A 15,743-nucleotide genomic window follows, 5' to 3' on the forward strand; every position below is an offset into this window, starting at 1 on the left:
TGCTGCCGCGCTGTCCTCGACCTCAGTGGGCTCGGGGTGCGGTTTCGTTCGGTCGTCATTTGTCATGTGGGACCTTCTGTGTACTTACGGTGACAGTCGCTTGCGGACGGGGCGTCACCGTAGTGGCGGCGACACGGTGACGGGGACCTCGGCGCGACCTGGTCGCGACGCCGGGAAAGTTCGGCCGAGGAGGTCGCCGATCGACCCGAAGTCGACGTATGTGTCGGCAACTTTCTCGGTCGCCGGTTTCACCGCCCGGGTGATCGTCAGCAGATCCGGCTGCAGGATCTGAATATAGCCGTTGAGCTTTTCCACAAGCTTCAACACGGGAGGCCACTTGTCGTACGAGGTGGTTGTGAACCTGATGAACGCCCGTTGAATCCGCGCCAGCCCGTTCACGGCGTCAGGGGTGCGTACAGATGCCGTAGTGAGGACGTCCCCGGCATTGGACAAGAGGCCGAGCAGGAACTCGGCGTTGTCCGCGGTCACCCGGACGGACCCATCTTTGCCGACGAAATCGACTACACGGTGCATCATGTCGCCGATCGTGTCGAGGTCGTCCTGCCGTCCGGCGACGGCCTCGGCGACGGTCTTGTTGATGGACTCGATCGATTCCGGGTCGAGCCCATCTGCCACTGCAGCCAACTTTGGCAACACCTGGGGAACCGATTGCGACACGTGCACCGCGTCCGCGGGCACCACGTCTCCGTTATCGAAGTACCCACCGGTTGCCGTGCCCGCGGGCACGAAGTTGATGTACTGTTCCCCCGCGAGCGACAGATTCTGGATAGACATCTCGCTGTCCTGGGGGATCTTGTGGTCGGAATCGATCGTCATCTCGACCTTAATTGCCGAATCCGCGACGTTGATCGAGGACACCTTTCCGACGGGTACCCCCCGCACCATCACCGGCGATGTGTCCAGCAGACCGCCTGAGCTGTCGATGATGGCGGTTAACGAGTACTCGGAGCGGGTGGGGTTGATGTGTGCCACGCCGACGACGAGGTAGCCGAGCCCTACGACGAACACGACGGCGAGAGCCAGTATCGATATGAGCGTGCTGCTGCGGTTCACGGCATCATTCCGATTGATCTCAACACGGTTATGAAGGATTCGGCGTCACGCCGCGCTAGGTCCCGACCATCGATGGAGATGTCCGAGAGGTTGATGTCGGGCGACCGCACGAATGGAATGAGTTTGTCGCGGATGACGCTCGTTGCCTGCTCCGTGACGGACTTCGAGTAGATGTCGGAGTTGGCGATCGAATCGATCACCGGGGCGATCCCGGCCACTGACTCCTTGATCCGTAAGTACTCCGGATCCACGATCCTGCCCGCGGACACAGCGAAATCACGCAAGTTGGCGATGAGTAACGCGACCTCGATCAGGGAGTAGCCGAGGCCAGAAAAGTTGCGTCCGCCCTTGGTCAGCATCCGGTCGATTCCCGACGGATCGTCCAAGATCACTTTCAGAGTCTGATCAGCCGACCTCAACACTACGTCGAGTTTGTCGGTATTCGAGGAGACCTCCGAGACGGTCTCCAGCGTTGTCTGATACAGGGCGTCGAATTGCTGCAAGTCCTTGGGGAACGTGGTGTTCAATGTCGAGATCGCGGTGTGGATCTTGTCGAGCTCACCGCCGCCGAGAACATTCGACATCCCGCGCATGACGTCCTCGACATTTGCTGCCGGCTCGGTCCGTGCCAACGGGATCACCGAACCCGACCGCAGCAAGGCACCCGTCGACGGCTCGGCTGGGGGAAGGATGGCAACGTAGATCTCACCAAGGAGAGTGTCCTGACGTAGCTCAGCCCGCGATTCGCCCGGCAGCTGAGTCGTGTTGTCGATGCGAGCTTTCACGACCGCATGCCCGTTCTCGTACGTGACATCTTCGACGAACCCGACGCTGATTCCCCCCGAGAGAACTTTTGCGAGGGCCGGCAAGTTGAGTGCGCTGGTGAACTCCATCTGGATGTCGTAACCGTCCGCGTCGGAGGTCGCTATCGTCGGCGGATTGTCGGCGTTGATCCCACACGATGTCACGAAAACTATCGTTGCCATCAGTGCGACCACCATGGGTCCGAGGCATGCGCGATTTACCGAGATCATCAGGCCCCTCCCCCCATCATCCCTGCGATCGTCCTCGATACATCGCTGGACCCGCAGACTCCGTTTGCCACCGGCGCGGCGCAGCCACCGACCAGGCTTCGCAAAGGCAGCGACACTGCGAACGCCTGCACAATTGACTTGGCATCGGGGTGTTTCACGATGAGGTCTGCCGTGCGGGCTGCGATCGCTACCACCATGTCCGGCTGCTCTCCCATGTCGGCGATGAGCGGAACGGCAGCATCACCGATCGCGAATATCGGGGGACCGAAATCTGTTGCGAACCTCGAGAGGATCGGAACGAACGTCCCCGCGTACTCGACTGCCGCGCCGAAGGTCTGGCCGAACGCGATGATGACCTCGATGGCACCTACGAAGTTGTCGAAGAGGGCGGTCACCTCTTTGTCGTTCTCGGTTGCCACCCCCGTCAGTGCGGCGAGGTTCCCGACGATGCTGCGAATCTGCATATCCCGCTTTGCCGGGTCGTTGATGAGCGTGGCTGAGTCCTTGATGATCCCGGCCACGTCACCCTGCGTTCCTTCTAGATTGCGGGAGACGAGCTCGAGGGACTGCAAGATCGCGTCGGTGTTCCTGCCGTTGTCCTTGACCAGGTCCTCGGACAAGTTGCTGATCGAGTCGAGCGTCTGACTGATTCCCAGCGGGGTTCTCGTCTTACTCAACGGAATGCACTGATCCGTCTCGTATCGGGCTCCATCAGAGTACGGCTTGGTGAACTCGATTTGACGTTCGGTCACGATGGATGTCGACACCAGAGTCGCGCCGACGTCGGCGGGCAGCGGAACGCTCTTGTCGATCCGCATTTCGATCCTTACACCGGACTGATCACTATTCTGGTGCACCCCGACGACGCTGCCTATCTTCTTGCCGAGCATGGCTACTGTGTTGCCTTCGAAGAGGCCCGATGCGTCGGTGAACTCGGCACACAGGGAGCGCGTGTCGTCGGACACCCTCCCCCCTCTTTCCACACTAGCGACCACCACAACCACCACGGCGATCAGGAGCAACAGTCTTCGGATCCATGTAGTCAACATTTGTCGTCACCACTCGGAATGCACACACGAACCTCTGGTTCTGTGGTAGTCGACGCACCGACCGGCGCCTGGAGGAGGACGCCGAGGCGCTGAGTGATCTGATCAACCTGGGCCAGGGCATCGGAGTAGCCTGGCAGCTCTGACGACACCTTGTCGAGGAGCGTCTTGTATTGTTGGACAGACGGTTCGATTCCATCGCTGTAAGCCACGAGCGGCCTCGTGAGAAGTTTGAACAGACGACTGAGAAGGTCGAACCCGCCGCGGACGTTCTCGATATCAGGTCCCAGCGTACTGGCAAGGAAGCTGAGTTGACGGAGAAAGTCGACCAGCACCTGTTTTTGATCGGCGAAAGCGTTGACGTATTCATCGGATAGAGCGACCGCTTTGTCGAGCTGACCGTACTGTCGCTCTAAGAGTTCCATCAAACTGCTGGTGTTCCTCAGTGCGTCGGGAATGTTTGTGTTGCCGTCGGAGAACGCATTCTGCAGCAGCGACGCAGTCTGACGGAGATCGACGCCCTTTACATCGCGGAACACCGGCGTCGTCGTCTCGAGCGTGTCCGAAATGTCGTAAGTACTCGATGTCTGAACAAGGGGGATCGCCCCCGACAGCGAGGTCGGTCCTGACCCTGGGTCCAGATCCAGAACTCGCCCGCCGATCGGCGTGATCAGGCGAACCGCTGCGGTGGCATCCGAACGGACTGGCACTGAGTCGTCGAGTCGAAATTCGACTGTGATAAACGTTCCCGCGAGGTCCACCGACGACACCGTTCCCTGTCTTATCCCCGCTATACGCACCTGATCACCCGACTCCAGCCCTCCGGTGTTGACCAGTTGCGCCGAGTACACCTTTTGGCCGGGCGGTGCGATATACACGGTCCCGGCGATTACCAGACCGACCACCACGGTCACCACCACCACAGCGGCGACGATGAGGTCGCGTCTGCGTTCGGACTGGTGATGCGGTCGATTTCGACTGAACAACCTCACTTACACACCACCAATCGTTGCCCCATAAGCGCAATCGTAGCTGTATCCGGCAGGGGCAGAAGGCCTTTCGAACATCGTGCCTCAGTCGGCGTGGAATTCGTCGAAGCGTTCAGCGAGTCCATAAGGGGCTTGAGCAGTACCGCGCCATTCAGTAGCCCCTCCAACTCCCCGGGTTCTCGCGCCAGACGCTGATAGATCGTCGCGAAACTCTGGTCGTACGTTGACTCAAGTTGCTCCCCGGCGATGACAGTTTTCTCCATGGACCGGTTGACCTCGCCCAGCGACTCCCGCAACCGGTCACTCACGCGGCTGAAGGCGTCGACGATCGATCCCAGCTGGTCGACGAGTTCGACCAGCTGCGCCGAGCGGCCTTCGAGTTGGTCGGAGACCTGGCCGAGGCTCGTCACAATATTCGTGATGATCTCAGACCGCTGGTCCCCGTAGGCGGTGATGTTGGCGACCTGCTCCAGAACAGGCGATATACCCCTCCCATCACCTTGAGCAACGCGCAACAAGTTGGACTGCAGTTCATTGATCTCGTCGGCGTTAAGCGTGTCGAACACCGGCTTGAACCCGTTGAACAAGGTGGACACATCAAATGAGGGAACGGTCTTGTCGAGCGCCACCTGTGTAAGCGCCGCCCCCTGTGTCTTTCCCTGTGCCGCACCGATCAATTCGACATATCGCTGTCCGAGAAGATTCTGATAACGCACGGCGGCGGTAGTGCTCGACGTGATCGCGACGTCGTTGTTCAGTTGGAAATGAACGACCGCGGTGGGCCCTTTCAGGCCGATCGCCGTCACATAACCGACCTTTACTCCCGCCAAACGCACACCGTCGCGAGGCTTGAGCCCAGATGCATCGGAGAAGACCGCAGACCGTTCAGAACTCGCTCCGTCCGAGCTGGGTTCGAGGATGGCGATGATCACGTAGGTGAGAACGCCGATGACTGCGGCGAACGCGACGATCTTGACGATGGTGGGAATTAACGACTTGAGCTTCATCTTCTTGGTCCTCCTGCTGCAAGCGCGCTCTGCAGCGCAGGTGACGTCTGCACTACCAGGGCGACCTGAAGTTGTACTCGCTCGCCGACTTGCGGCGTGGCGTTGTCGATGCTGTCCAGGATCTGCGGGATGGTGTAAATGGTCTGCGCGAGTCCCGATGCCGATCTGGCGACCGGCCTCGCCAGATCGAGGCCGACGTCCAGTACCGAACTCAACGCCGGGTAGTTTTCGCTCAACAGTCCTCCCAGTCCCCCGAACAGAACCTCGCCGGTGCTGTTGAGGTTGCCTGTGGCCTGTTTGATGGCCTCGTCGGTGGCGAAGAAGTCAGCGACGTCGACGTTTATGAGGATGCCCGGAACGAACGGCGTCATGAAGTCGGCAACGCCCTGGGACAGGTCTGCCGCGATCGCCAAATCCTGGCCCACTGGCCGCTGTTGAACGTCCCGAGTGAGCTGCGCGATCTGGAACATGAGCTGGCCGGCATCGGCAAACGTTTGGGAATCATCGACGACAAACTTCACCACAGAATTGAACGCCGGCTGATCGAGAGCATCGACCAGCTTCGAGAGTTTTCGAATCAGGGTCGATACCGAAGTGTGTTCGGACTGCAGCTTGCTCACATAGACGCTGCCGCCATCACGGATGAGGACTCCCCGCCCGGGGTCCACAATCTCCAGTGCCGTCGGCCCCAGCGCGCTGGCGGACGTGTAATTCACGGCCATGCCCTGACGCAACCGGATGTCGTCGTTCACTCCGGTGAGCTCGATTTTCACATTTACACTTTGGTCGCGCCCCGACACCGAGGACACCTTGCCCACCGTGAAGCCCCGATACTTCACCTCCGATCCGCCCTTCAACCCGTCACCAACCGCGTCGGTGGTGATCGTCACTGTCGTGTTGTCTTCATATTTTCCGGTCGCGTTGCCCGCCAGAAGATAGCCGGCAACCGTCACTACGACGAGAACCCCGATCCCGCGCAGGGTCAAGTTCGCCAGTGAGGGCGCGCGTCCTGATGGATCTTGAAATACAGCCACTTGAACTCCTAGCCCGAAATCTGGACGCCCGAATCGAAACCCCACATCAACAGGGTTAAGATCATGTCCTCCACGACGATGATGATGAGACTGCTGCGGATCGCTCGACCAGACGCGCGGCCGACGCCTTCTGCCCCGCCGCTGGCGTAGTAACCCTGGTAGCTGTGGATGATGACGACCGACACCACGAAAACGAGGACCTTGATGACTGAGAAAGCCAAATCCTGCGGTTTGAGGAACGCATCGAAATAGAAGTCATAGGTGCCAGCCGACTGGCCGTGTAGAAGGATGACGACCAGCTTGGCCGCGCCGAAACTGAGTATCAGCGTTACGATGTAGAGGGGGATGATGGTAGTGATCGCCGCGACTACACGCGTGCTGACGATGTACGGAATCGGCCGCACCGCCATCGACTCGAGCGCATCGATCTCTTCGGCGATACGCATCGAACCTATTTCCGCAGTGAGGCGACAGCCGGCCTGGGCTGCGAAGCCGATCGCGGCGATCATCGGTGCCAACTCTCGAGTGTTGGCGTATGACGAAATGAATCCCGTAAGAGACCCCATCCCGACCAGGTCTAGCGAGGCGTAGCCCTGGATGCCGATGGACGCCCCGACAGCCATTCCGAGAATCACAAGCACGATCGCGGTACCCCCGCCGACCAGTACAGCGCCTCGTCCCCAGGCAAACTCCTGTATGAATAAAAACGTCTGTCGTCGATAGGTGGTTGCGACGTGCCGAATTCCGGCGACGGTGTCGATGGTGAATGTTGTAATGTGCCCGAGCTGCGCGGGGACCTCAGCGAGGGGTGTCACAGCACGCACGATCGGACGAGTAACAAAAGTATAACGGGTGGATGGTACTGCGGTCACGTGTTCTCCGTCATCCGATGGTCTGCGGGACGAACATGATGGTCAGTTGGGTGATGAACACGTTGATGACGAAGCACGCCACTACCCCTAGGACCACGGTGGCGTTGACAGATGTGGCCACACCTTTGGGGCCACCTTTCGTGGACAGGCCCCGATGACACGCGATTGTCACGACCACGAGACCGAACACCACTGACTTGATCAGCGCTACAAGGATGTCCGCCGATGATGCGAACGATGCGAACGATGCGACGTAGCTCCCCGGCGTGATGCCCTGGACGTTGACGCTAAGGATGTAGCCGGCCACGAGACCGGTAAACACGATGAGCATGCATAACATCGGAGCGACGATGAGAACCGCGACGAATCGAGGTGCGACGAGTCGACGTGTCGAATTTAGTCCGAGCGTCTCCATGGCATCGATTTCTTCACGGACGGTGCGTGCGCCAAGGTCAGAGGCGATGGCCGACCCTGCCGCACCACCGAGCAGGAGCGCGGTGACGATCGGTGCCCCCTGCTGAATGATCCCGAGTCCACCGGCGGCTCCGGCGATAGATGTGGCCCCGACCTGCTGGGTTAGACTTCCGACCTGCACCGAGACGATGACGCCAAACGGAATCGCGACCAGGATCGCTGGCAACGTCGTTACGGTGATGACGAACCACGTCTGTGTGACAAACTCCCGAAACGGAAACCGTCCGGTGACAATATCGCGCACGGCCCACCGCAGTGCCTGGCCGGCGAGGGCAATCGAATTTCCAAAGGTCACAAGACTGGCTGTCGCTCGACCAGCAATTTCTGTATAGATACCGGTCTCCTCTTCTGTCTGCGCAGCTCGTCGCGATAAGGTGTTCGCACAGTATCAGGTACGTGCAGTACCTGATACATGGTTTCGGGAACTTCCGTCGGATTAATCAGCTGACAGGTTGGCGTGTCCCCAAGTGAACGGAGCCATCTCGATTTAGAGCCTTGTTGCCCATGAGCTGGGCGGATAGGACGATGGAAAACATGGCTGGACGGAAACGCAACTCTGTCGAGGACATCGTGCGCAAGCTGCGCAGTGCCGACGAACTGACCGCTGCGGGCAAGACGCAGGAGGAGATCGCGGCGGCGCTCGAGGTGTCGGCGGCGACGTTGTACAACTGGCGGCGTCAGTACGGCGGGATGGACACCGATGCCGCGAAGGAACTCAAAGAGTTGCGCGAGCAGAACGGCAAGCTCAAACGGTTGCTCGCCAAGGCCGAGCTGGAGAAAGATGCACTGCGGGAGGTAGCGAAGGGAAGATTCTGAGCCCAGCCGCCAAGCGCAGCGCTGTCGACATGCTCGTGTACACCATGAGTCTGTCGAAACGACTGGGCGTGCGAAGCTGTTGGGCTTACCCGCTCCACCTACGCACGAACACCGATCGCCGACGCAGCCCTGAGGGCCGCGTTGCGGACGTACGCAGGCTCGCATCCACTGCACGGCTTCCGCCGCGCCTGGGCGCATCTGAGGCACGACGAGGGGCTTGTCGGTGAACAAGAAGAAGGTCCACCGGCTCTGGAAGGAGGGTCTGCAGGTTCGAATCTACCATCCCCGCAAACGCGCCGGCATCAGTTCATGACCGCAGGTCGAAGCCGATGCCCCGAAAGTGTTGTGGGCTAAGGACTCTCAGTTCGATTCGACCGTCGATGGTAAGGCGATCAAGATCGCGTCGATGATCGACGAACACACCCGGCAGTCCCTCTTGAATATCGTAGAGCGGTCGATCACCGCACAGCGGCTGACCGGCGAGCTCGACAAGACGTTCGTGCTGTGGGACGGGCCGCCGCAAGTGCTGCGGATGGACAACGGTCCGGAGTTCATTTCCCATGTGCTGCAACATTTCTGCGCGACCGTGTCGGTATCTCCTACATCCAGCCGGGGACGCCGTGGAACAACGGACACATCGAATCCGTCAACAATCGACTACGGAGGGCCTCAACCGCAATCACTGGACGAGCTTGCTCGAAGCGAGGGTGGTGATCGAGGACTTCAAAGACCACCACAACCATCGACACCGGCACTCATCACTCGGATACCTCACGCCGCCCTGGGGGTCCCTCCCGCTTGCGGGGGCGTACGCTGCCCGATGCACCCACAACCACCAACCGGTCGAGGGCTGCGAGGTCGCTGAATCAACTACACCGTGGATCTAGAACACGGTGGCCCGACTTATCGGGGACCTGCCAAGGTCGCCTCGTCGAGCGTTGAAAACGTCGGCGAGGTTGCAGATGAGGGTCATCCACCCCGCAGCCCAGTGGCTGGCGTCGTGATCTGATCGGCCCAGGGATTCGGACACTAGACCCGCTTGGAATAGGGATCTACAAGCATGAGCAGATCGCGTCGATCTTTCAGCACCGAGTTCAAAGACGAACTGTGCCGAGAGGTCATCGACTCTTCCAAGCCGATCAGTGAGGTCGCCAGGGCGTACGGTGTCGGCGACGACAGCTGCAGCACAGTGCGATGCGCCCCGTGTACCGCGCGCCATCGAACGACGGTGGGCATCATCTCGTGATGGCGGACAGCGAGCGTGAAGCAGACTCCAGGGACTCCACCAGGATCAGCTCGAGTTCCGACAGTCTGGCAGCCGACACGGCCACCGCAGCTGCGCGTGTTCGTACATCGAGACCGCGTTGTGTTCCGGCGCGGGCAGTTTCGGTCCAGGCCTGGGCGCAGTGATCGGCGGCCACCGCGAGGTCTGCGGTAGCGGGATCACCGGTCAGACGTGCAATCTCGGTACAGCCGTCGGCGAGAAGCCGACGAAAGAGCCCGCCTCCGGTTCCGGCCTTTTCGATGAAGATACCGAGACTGAACAGCAGCGTCTCGAGGTCATCGGGCGGAAGGTCGACCCAGCTCTTGACGTCGGTTGCCAGCTGGTCGACCGCGGCCAAACCGTCGGCACCGGCTGCTGGTATGTGGTCGGCTATTCCCGGTGTCGATGGGGCGTGCATGCTGGCGGCGGATCGGGCGAAGGCCGCGGCCGCGGCAGTCGACACGGGCGGCAGTGTCTGCGGCCACGTGATTCGGTACGTGCAGTGACGTGTCGGTTGCGGGAACGAGGTGGAAGATCGCGCCCGAGCCAGCGCGTCGAGCGGGATCTTCTGCACGTCGGCCCGATCGTTGTCGACGACCGAGGCAGTCCCCCCGATCTCGTCGTAGCCGATCACCACGATGTCGTGGCGACTCATCTGCAGTTTCACCCGTAAGTAGGGCAGCTCAGCGATATCGGCCCAGACCAGACTGGGTCTTCCCGCATCGATGTCGTCGCGAACCCATGACCATCCCTCACCGGGATCGTCGGTCGTGAGAACCTCGACTTGTCCGCCGAGCCTGCGCGGTAAGTCGATCTCGAAGTCGGCACCGCGGCCGACCAGGTACATCGGTGGGACCAGGTCGTCCGATCGCAGGTAGGACAAACCGAGATCACCACCCAGTGCGAACACCAACCCCTCGTCGGGTGGTCCGTCCCATCCCAGACCGTGCCACTGGAGAAGGTCTCGCATTGCACCTGACCCGCAGTGCCCTCCCATCCGGTGGGGATAGTTCTCGATCAGAGTCGTGGGGGTCACTGTGGCTGCCTTTCGGGTGGTTGGTCGAGCGCGCGTGTCGGCATGCTCAGCTGTTCTGGATTCTGTCGAGATACGTTCGGCGAGCAGTCATGTCGACGTCCGCGAGGAACACCGAATCTGTGTTCAGGGCCGCACCCAGTCCGGTCGCCAGCCGCCGGGGGACGAATTTCACCGCCGCGACCATTGCGCCTGCGAGACGGGTGACGCGGACGAAGGGGCGTGGATTCTCGATCAGATCTGCTGTCGCGCGGGCGATTTCCTCCGGCTCGGCGTTGCGTAATCCCTTTGCGCCGGCGGTTCCGGCGACGAGTTCGGTGTTGGTGAACGTCGGGCGGACTGTGGACAGTCGAACCCCTGACTTGCGGTACTCCAGTCGTGCGGCCTCTGTGAATCCGATGACTGCGAACTTGGTAGCGCAGTAGGTCGCCAAACCAGGTACCGCGAGCTCGCCGGCCAATGACGCAGTGTTGATGATGTGTCCGGTGCGGCGCGGCAGCATGCGCTGAAGAGCCAGTTTGGTCCCGAAGATGACACCCAGGACGTTGATCTCGACTTGACGCCGGGTTACTGCATCGTCCTCTTCGTGGGCGTGGCCGGTAGGCATGATGCCCGCGTTGTTGATCAGGATGTCGAGGGGTCCGAGTTCACGTTCGACCAGGTCCAGAAACGTTGTGAACGAGTCAGGTTCGGTGACGTCGAGTCGGGTGACGACCTTCACCCCGAGTTCGGCGGCGGCCTCCTTCGCACGTGCCTCGTCGATGTCGCCGATGGCGACCCGGTGGCCTCGTCGAATCAACTCCTTCGCTGTCTGATAGCCGATGCCGCGAGCTCCACCTGTGATCGCCACGGTCCTGGCGGGGGTGTGAGGTGCGTTGTTTGTCATCTGCTGCGCTCCTTGCATAGATGAGAGACATCGGTAGACGCCTGTCGGCCCGCTCTCGCGGTAGCGGCTGCGCACACGGGAGAGGGATATGGGTATCGCGCGTCGTCTCGTGCCCGGGGAGGCGTTCGGATCGGTCGTTCATCGCCCGCAGCCGCAATTCCAGCGGCAGAGCGAGTCTCGTCTGTTCGGTGCAACTTCCGGTGTCGGCCTTACCACGGCCGCGGCGACGAGACAGTCATGTGGCACAGCTCTGCCAGCAGGTATCGGCTCACCCGATTCGAAGGTGTCCGAGGCGGTCCGAGTGTTCACGATCGCGATTGTTCGCGGAGAGAGCTCCGACCGATCGGCAGTCGGCCGCGATACGGGGTTCGGCGCGTATGTTCTCACCGCTTGTGTTCATCGAGACTCCCGCGGAAGGTTTCGATCCCCGGGAGTTTCGTCCGGCCGGGTGCGGCCGGTGAAAACATCATCGAGTGGGTGAGCGCCCGTGAAGATCGTGGGGCCGTAGGCGTGCCGAAGCACCGTCAAGATCGCGTTCAAGGGTAGGTCGTCGAAGACTCCTCGCTCGCGGACATACTCCATGTGCTGGGCTCCGTCTGCGGTGAAGGCATGCATGAGAGCATCGCGATCGCCGTCGAATTCCACTGGCGGCACGCCGAAACGAGCGCACAACTCGACATTGAATGCCGGCGTGGCCTTCAACCACCGGCCCTCGATGTAGAGGCGACTGTAGCCGTGGTAGACGAACAGGTCGGTGCCGCCCATCAGCGTGCGCAACGTCTCGGTCTGCAGGTGATTTCGGACGTCGGCGAAGCCGAGCAGTGCTGGGATACCCGCCGCCCGGCACACTGCGGTCAACAGCACCGCCTTCGGGACGCAGTAAGCGCGCCCGGCCTCGAGGACGAAGCTCGCTCGATAGTGGGCCGGATCGTCCGACACGGTGTATGGGTCGTACCAGATTCGGTCGCGGACGGCGGCGAAGAGGCGTCTGGCCTTGTCACGGTCGCTGCTCGCATCTCCGATTGCCGCGGCGGTGAACGCCCGCACGGATTCGTGCTCGATGTCGAGGAAGTCCGTTGCTCCCAGGTATGCGTGTGGTGGCTGCGTAGTATGTGCTCCGGGCGGGCGGTCTGTCATGGTCATCGCTGATGTTCCCTTCTCTGAGCAAACCGGTTGCTGTTGTGTGCACAACGACCGAAGGATCGGTCAGTTGCGCGCGAGTCCGCCGAGCATCAGGTCTTCGCGTTGGACGGGGAGTCGCTGGGCGATCACCCGTTTGCTGTACATGAACTCGCGCGGGCGACCTATGCAGTCGGCGGCAATGAGCTCACCGGCCTGGAGATAGAAGCAACTGAAATCACTGTCGCGGGTGGGGTCACCGCTGAGAACCACTTCGTCGTATCCAGTGTTGAGGCCGGCGATCTGCAGCTTGAAGTGATACTGATCCGACCAGAACCACGGCAACGCTTCGATTTTTCTGGACTTCCCGCAGGCGGTCGACGCAGCGACTTTGGCCTGCTCTCCTGCGCTCGAGACGGACTCCAACCGTAGTCGACGGCCGTAACGGGCCATGTCGTGGCTCGCGCAGTCCCCCGCCGCCATGATGTCGGGGTCGTTGGTCCGAGTGTGATCGTCGATCACGATGCCGTTGTCGATGACAAGACCCGCATCGGCGGCGAGGTCGGTGTTCGGCTCGACGCCGACACCGACGATGACCAGATCTGCGGGGATCGATTCTCCGCTGGCCAAGGTGATTTCACGAACCTCACGGTCACCGGACAGGCCCTGAACCATCGCGTTCGTTCTGATGTCGACTCCCTGTTCGCGATGTATCCGCTCGAAGAACGTCGATACCTCGGGAGCAGTGACCCGCTCGAGCACACGCCCAGTTGCCTCGAGGACTGTGACCTGTACGCCCAGTGCGCGCAGCGATGCCGCTGTCTCGAGTCCGATGTAGCCGCCTCCGACGATCACCACCCGCTGGCCAGGGCCGGTGGCCATACGGATCCTCTCGACGTCCGCTGCGGTGCGCAGGTAGTAGACCCCGTGGAGATCGGCCCCGGGAACGGTGAGCCGACGAGGGCGGGCTCCCGTGCACAGCGCGAGCTTGTCGTAGGCCAGCTTCTCCCCGGTGTCGAGAACGACGTTGCCTTCCGACCGAACGATGGTCTCCACCTGCGCGTTCAGGAGCTGAATACCTTGCTTGGAGTAGAAGTCCGTGCTGCGAATGGCGATATCGTCGAGTACGCATTTGCCCGCCAGGTATGCCTTCGACAGCGGGGGGCGTTGATAGGGAGCGGCAGACTCGTTACCGATGAGGACGATGTCGCCTGTCCAACCTTCTTGGCGCAAACTAGCTGCCAGTTGTGCCCCAGCATGGCTTGCGCCGACGATGATCGCCCGTTGCGATGTCATACGCTGGAAGTAGGCGTCAGGCGCACCATCATCTTGCTGATGCCCCGCACGAAATTCGACTGAACATACTCGGGGTCGCCGACGACCTCGATGTTCTCGAAGCGGGGAAGCAACTCCTCCCACAGAATCCGCAGCTGCATTTCGGCCAGCCGATTGCCCATACACCGGTGCACACCGAATCCGAACGCGATGTGATTGCGCGCATTGGCACGATCGATGATGAAATCATCAGGATTCTCGAAAACGCGTTCGTCGCGGTTACCCGAGGCATACCACATCACCAATTTGTCACCCTTGCGGATGAATTGTCCGTTCAGAACGGTGTCGGCTTTGGCGATTCGGCGCATGTACGCCAAGGGTGTTTGCCATCGGATGATTTCCGAGTTCATGTTGGGGATCAAATCGGGATTGGCCTTCAATTTCTCGAACTGGTCGGGGAATTGGTTCAACGCAAGAACGCCACCGCTCATCGAGTTTCGCGTGGTGTCGTTGCCACCGACGATCAGCAGGACGAGGTTGCCCAGAAATTCCATCGGACGATCGATCAGATCCTTGGTGTCCTCGTTGCTCTGCAACATGGTGATCAGATCGAAACCGGACTCTTCCCCTGCAGACCTCCTGGCTGCTTTGTCATGCCAGAGAGCGCTGAGGCCACGGGCCATGTCACGCATGCCTTCGAACACCTCGTCGTTGTCCGAGGGCCCACCGTTGGCTTGCTCCATCGAGGTTGCCAAATCGGACCAGTAGACGAGTTTGCGGCGTTGTTCGTAGGGGAAATCCAGAAGAGTTGCGAGCATCCGAGCTGTCAACTCGATCGAGACATTCTGCACCCAGTCGAACGGCTCGTTCAAGGGGAGGTCGTCCAATACCTCCCGTACGCGCGATCGGATCAGTCCCTCCATCTCCCGGAGGTTCTTCGGTGCGACAACCCCCTGGACGGCAGCGCGCTGCTTGTCGTGGTGTGGTGGGTCCATCGCGATGAACATCTCGATATCGAGAAACCGGGGCGGAACGCCGATGACGATGAACGGTTCGGCCGAGAACACAGCGTGATTCTTGTCGACGGCCACGATATCGGCATGGCGCGTGACCGACCAGAACGGGCCGAACGGACTATTGGGTTGGTAGTGCACCGGTGCCTCGTTCCGCACGCGCTCGAAGTACGACTGCCACCGCCCTTGTCTGTAAAGAAAGGGGTTACTGAGGTCGATGTCGGCGAGCTCGACATCCTCGACCGGTGGGATGGGACTTTCGACGAAGATCTTCTTGCCATTCGTGCCAGTCACCCACCGTCGGGTCTTGTCGTACAAATGAGCGCCCTGGATCTGCAGCCCTATCGGGATGGTCGACTGGACCTTGTCGGCGATCGACTCAGAAACTTTCATGCTGTCGTGCCTGCCTTTCGCACATCACAATTGGAATTCAGGTGTTCGAACGATCAGGCCATCCCACGCTTCCGAGGCCACCATCTGGCACGACAACCGAGACGTGGGTTCACGCTCGGGGTTCATCGCCAGCATCTCCTCCTCGTCGGCGCCGGACAGACCCACCTCTCCTGACCACTGCGGGTCGACGATCACATGGCAGGTGCCACAGGCCGTTTCGCCCCCACAGTCTCCATCGATCCCCGGCACAGCATTGTCGGTTGCAATCTGCATCAGCGAGCGACCTTCGACCAGAGCCGCCTCGTGCTTCTCACCATCGTGGGCGACGAAAATTACAGCTGCCATGTCAACTCCTCGTTTTCCGGCGTGATTGACGAAAGTGTCGTCGCAAACGCGGGTGACGGCTATGTTCGG

General features: G+C 60.7%; 15 protein-coding genes and 3 pseudogenes. 4 read left to right on the forward strand and 14 right to left on the reverse strand.

The genetic code is table 11. The annotated features are described in order from the left end of the window. Positions 1-114 precede the first annotated feature (114 nt). The 8 genes from CH276_RS12235 to CH276_RS12270 are packed head-to-tail and all read right to left on the reverse strand — an operon-like array spanning position 115 to position 7,825. Positions 115-1,074 carry an MlaD family protein gene (locus CH276_RS12235; protein WP_230593002.1) on the reverse strand — a complete coding sequence of 320 codons (960 nt, stop codon included), beginning with the start codon at positions 1,072-1,074 and terminating at the stop codon, positions 115-117. Beyond that, complete coding sequence (locus CH276_RS12240; protein ID WP_032370850.1) at positions 1,071-2,108, reverse strand: MlaD family protein; 1,038 nt, start codon at positions 2,106-2,108, stop codon at positions 1,071-1,073. The genes CH276_RS12235 and CH276_RS12240 overlap by 4 nt, the downstream gene beginning before the upstream one ends. Continuing rightward, positions 2,108-3,157 carry an MlaD family protein gene (locus tag CH276_RS12245; protein WP_094629836.1) on the reverse strand — a complete coding sequence of 350 codons (1,050 nt, stop codon included), beginning with the start codon at positions 3,155-3,157 and terminating at the stop codon, positions 2,108-2,110. The genes CH276_RS12240 and CH276_RS12245 overlap by 1 nt, the downstream gene beginning before the upstream one ends. Next, positions 3,151-4,146, reverse strand: coding sequence for an MlaD family protein (locus CH276_RS12250; RefSeq protein WP_032370848.1), 996 nt, complete (start codon positions 4,144-4,146; stop codon positions 3,151-3,153). Before CH276_RS12250 ends, CH276_RS12245 begins: the two co-directional genes overlap by 7 nt. Next, positions 4,143-5,150, reverse strand: a complete 1,008-nt coding sequence (locus tag CH276_RS12255) for an MlaD family protein (protein WP_032370847.1) — start codon at positions 5,148-5,150, stop codon at positions 4,143-4,145. The genes CH276_RS12250 and CH276_RS12255 overlap by 4 nt, the downstream gene beginning before the upstream one ends. After that, positions 5,147-6,184 carry an MlaD family protein gene (locus CH276_RS12260; RefSeq protein ID WP_032370846.1) on the reverse strand — a complete coding sequence of 346 codons (1,038 nt, stop codon included), beginning with the start codon at positions 6,182-6,184 and terminating at the stop codon, positions 5,147-5,149. The genes CH276_RS12255 and CH276_RS12260 overlap by 4 nt, the downstream gene beginning before the upstream one ends. Positions 6,185-6,192: 8 nt before the next feature. Continuing rightward, positions 6,193-7,056 (reverse strand): ABC transporter permease, encoded by an 864-nt coding sequence (locus CH276_RS12265; RefSeq protein ID WP_094629837.1) that lies wholly within the window; start codon positions 7,054-7,056, stop codon positions 6,193-6,195. 10 nt (positions 7,057-7,066) lie between these two features. Beyond that, on the reverse strand, positions 7,067-7,825 hold the full coding sequence (locus tag CH276_RS12270; protein WP_027498258.1) for an MlaE family ABC transporter permease: 759 nt from the start codon (positions 7,823-7,825) through the stop codon (positions 7,067-7,069). A gap of 239 nt (positions 7,826-8,064) precedes the next feature. Between CH276_RS12270 and CH276_RS29290 the strand changes: the two genes are divergently transcribed. The 4 genes and pseudogenes from CH276_RS29290 to CH276_RS28970 all read left to right on the forward strand — a co-directional run. Next, positions 8,065-8,346, forward strand: a complete 282-nt coding sequence (locus tag CH276_RS29290) for a transposase (RefSeq protein WP_369597430.1) — start codon at positions 8,065-8,067, stop codon at positions 8,344-8,346. Between the two features lie 340 nt (positions 8,347-8,686). Then, positions 8,687-8,899 (forward strand): annotated as a pseudogene (locus tag CH276_RS29295) (IS3 family transposase); the annotation flags it as partial. Beyond that, positions 8,851-9,233, forward strand: a pseudogene (locus tag CH276_RS29300) (integrase core domain-containing protein). The pseudogenes CH276_RS29295 and CH276_RS29300, both read left to right, overlap by 49 nt. 173 nt (positions 9,234-9,406) lie before the next feature. After that, positions 9,407-9,526: pseudogene (locus CH276_RS28970) on the forward strand (transposase); the annotation flags it as partial. A gap of 55 nt (positions 9,527-9,581) precedes the next feature. On the opposite strand, the gene CH276_RS12285 reads toward CH276_RS28970, so the two are convergent. The 6 genes from CH276_RS12285 to CH276_RS12310 all read right to left on the reverse strand — a co-directional run bounded on the left by CH276_RS12285 (position 9,582) and on the right by CH276_RS12310 (position 15,674). After that, positions 9,582-10,646 (reverse strand): BtrH N-terminal domain-containing protein, encoded by a 1,065-nt coding sequence (locus tag CH276_RS12285; protein WP_032382558.1) that lies wholly within the window; start codon positions 10,644-10,646, stop codon positions 9,582-9,584. A gap of 46 nt (positions 10,647-10,692) precedes the next feature. Continuing rightward, positions 10,693-11,529 (reverse strand): SDR family oxidoreductase, encoded by an 837-nt coding sequence (locus tag CH276_RS12290; protein ID WP_032364247.1) that lies wholly within the window; start codon positions 11,527-11,529, stop codon positions 10,693-10,695. Between the two features lie 396 nt (positions 11,530-11,925). Then, positions 11,926-12,666, reverse strand: a complete 741-nt coding sequence (locus tag CH276_RS12295; protein ID WP_032370982.1) for a transglutaminase-like domain-containing protein — start codon at positions 12,664-12,666, stop codon at positions 11,926-11,928. Positions 12,667-12,735: 69 nt separating this feature from the next. Further along, positions 12,736-13,944: an NAD(P)/FAD-dependent oxidoreductase gene (locus CH276_RS12300; RefSeq protein ID WP_032370840.1), complete on the reverse strand. Its 1,209-nt coding sequence runs from the start codon at positions 13,942-13,944 to the stop codon at positions 12,736-12,738. Further along, positions 13,941-15,329, reverse strand: coding sequence for a cytochrome P450 (locus tag CH276_RS12305; RefSeq protein WP_032364182.1), 1,389 nt, complete (start codon positions 15,327-15,329; stop codon positions 13,941-13,943). Before CH276_RS12305 ends, CH276_RS12300 begins: the two co-directional genes overlap by 4 nt. Positions 15,330-15,353: 24 nt before the next feature. Then, on the reverse strand, positions 15,354-15,674 hold the full coding sequence (locus tag CH276_RS12310; RefSeq protein WP_024793405.1) for a 2Fe-2S iron-sulfur cluster-binding protein: 321 nt from the start codon (positions 15,672-15,674) through the stop codon (positions 15,354-15,356). Between the last annotated feature and the right edge of the window lie 69 nt (positions 15,675-15,743).

Origin of the sequence: Rhodococcus sp. 06-470-2, assembly GCF_002258235.1 — a bacterium.
Taxonomy (GTDB): domain Bacteria; phylum Actinomycetota; class Actinomycetes; order Mycobacteriales; family Mycobacteriaceae; genus Rhodococcoides.

Coding starts and splice junctions, on each gene's coding strand:
- CH276_RS12240 (WP_032370850.1), bottom strand. CDS start 2,108: ATGATCTCGGTAAATCGCGCATGCCTCGGACCCATGGTGGTCGCACTG.
- CH276_RS12245 (WP_094629836.1), bottom strand. CDS start 3,157: ATGTTGACTACATGGATCCGAAGACTGTTGCTCCTGATCGCCGTGGTG.
- CH276_RS12255 (WP_032370847.1), bottom strand. CDS start 5,150: ATGAAGCTCAAGTCGTTAATTCCCACCATCGTCAAGATCGTCGCGTTC.
- CH276_RS29290 (WP_369597430.1), top strand. CDS start 8,065: ATGGCTGGACGGAAACGCAACTCTGTCGAGGACATCGTGCGCAAGCTG.
- CH276_RS12290 (WP_032364247.1), bottom strand. CDS start 11,529: ATGACAAACAACGCACCTCACACCCCCGCCAGGACCGTGGCGATCACA.
- CH276_RS12295 (WP_032370982.1), bottom strand. CDS start 12,666: ATGACAGACCGCCCGCCCGGAGCACATACTACGCAGCCACCACACGCA.
- CH276_RS12300 (WP_032370840.1), bottom strand. CDS start 13,944: ATGACATCGCAACGGGCGATCATCGTCGGCGCAAGCCATGCTGGGGCA.
- CH276_RS12305 (WP_032364182.1), bottom strand. CDS start 15,329: ATGAAAGTTTCTGAGTCGATCGCCGACAAGGTCCAGTCGACCATCCCG.
- CH276_RS12310 (WP_024793405.1), bottom strand. CDS start 15,674: ATGGCAGCTGTAATTTTCGTCGCCCACGATGGTGAGAAGCACGAGGCG.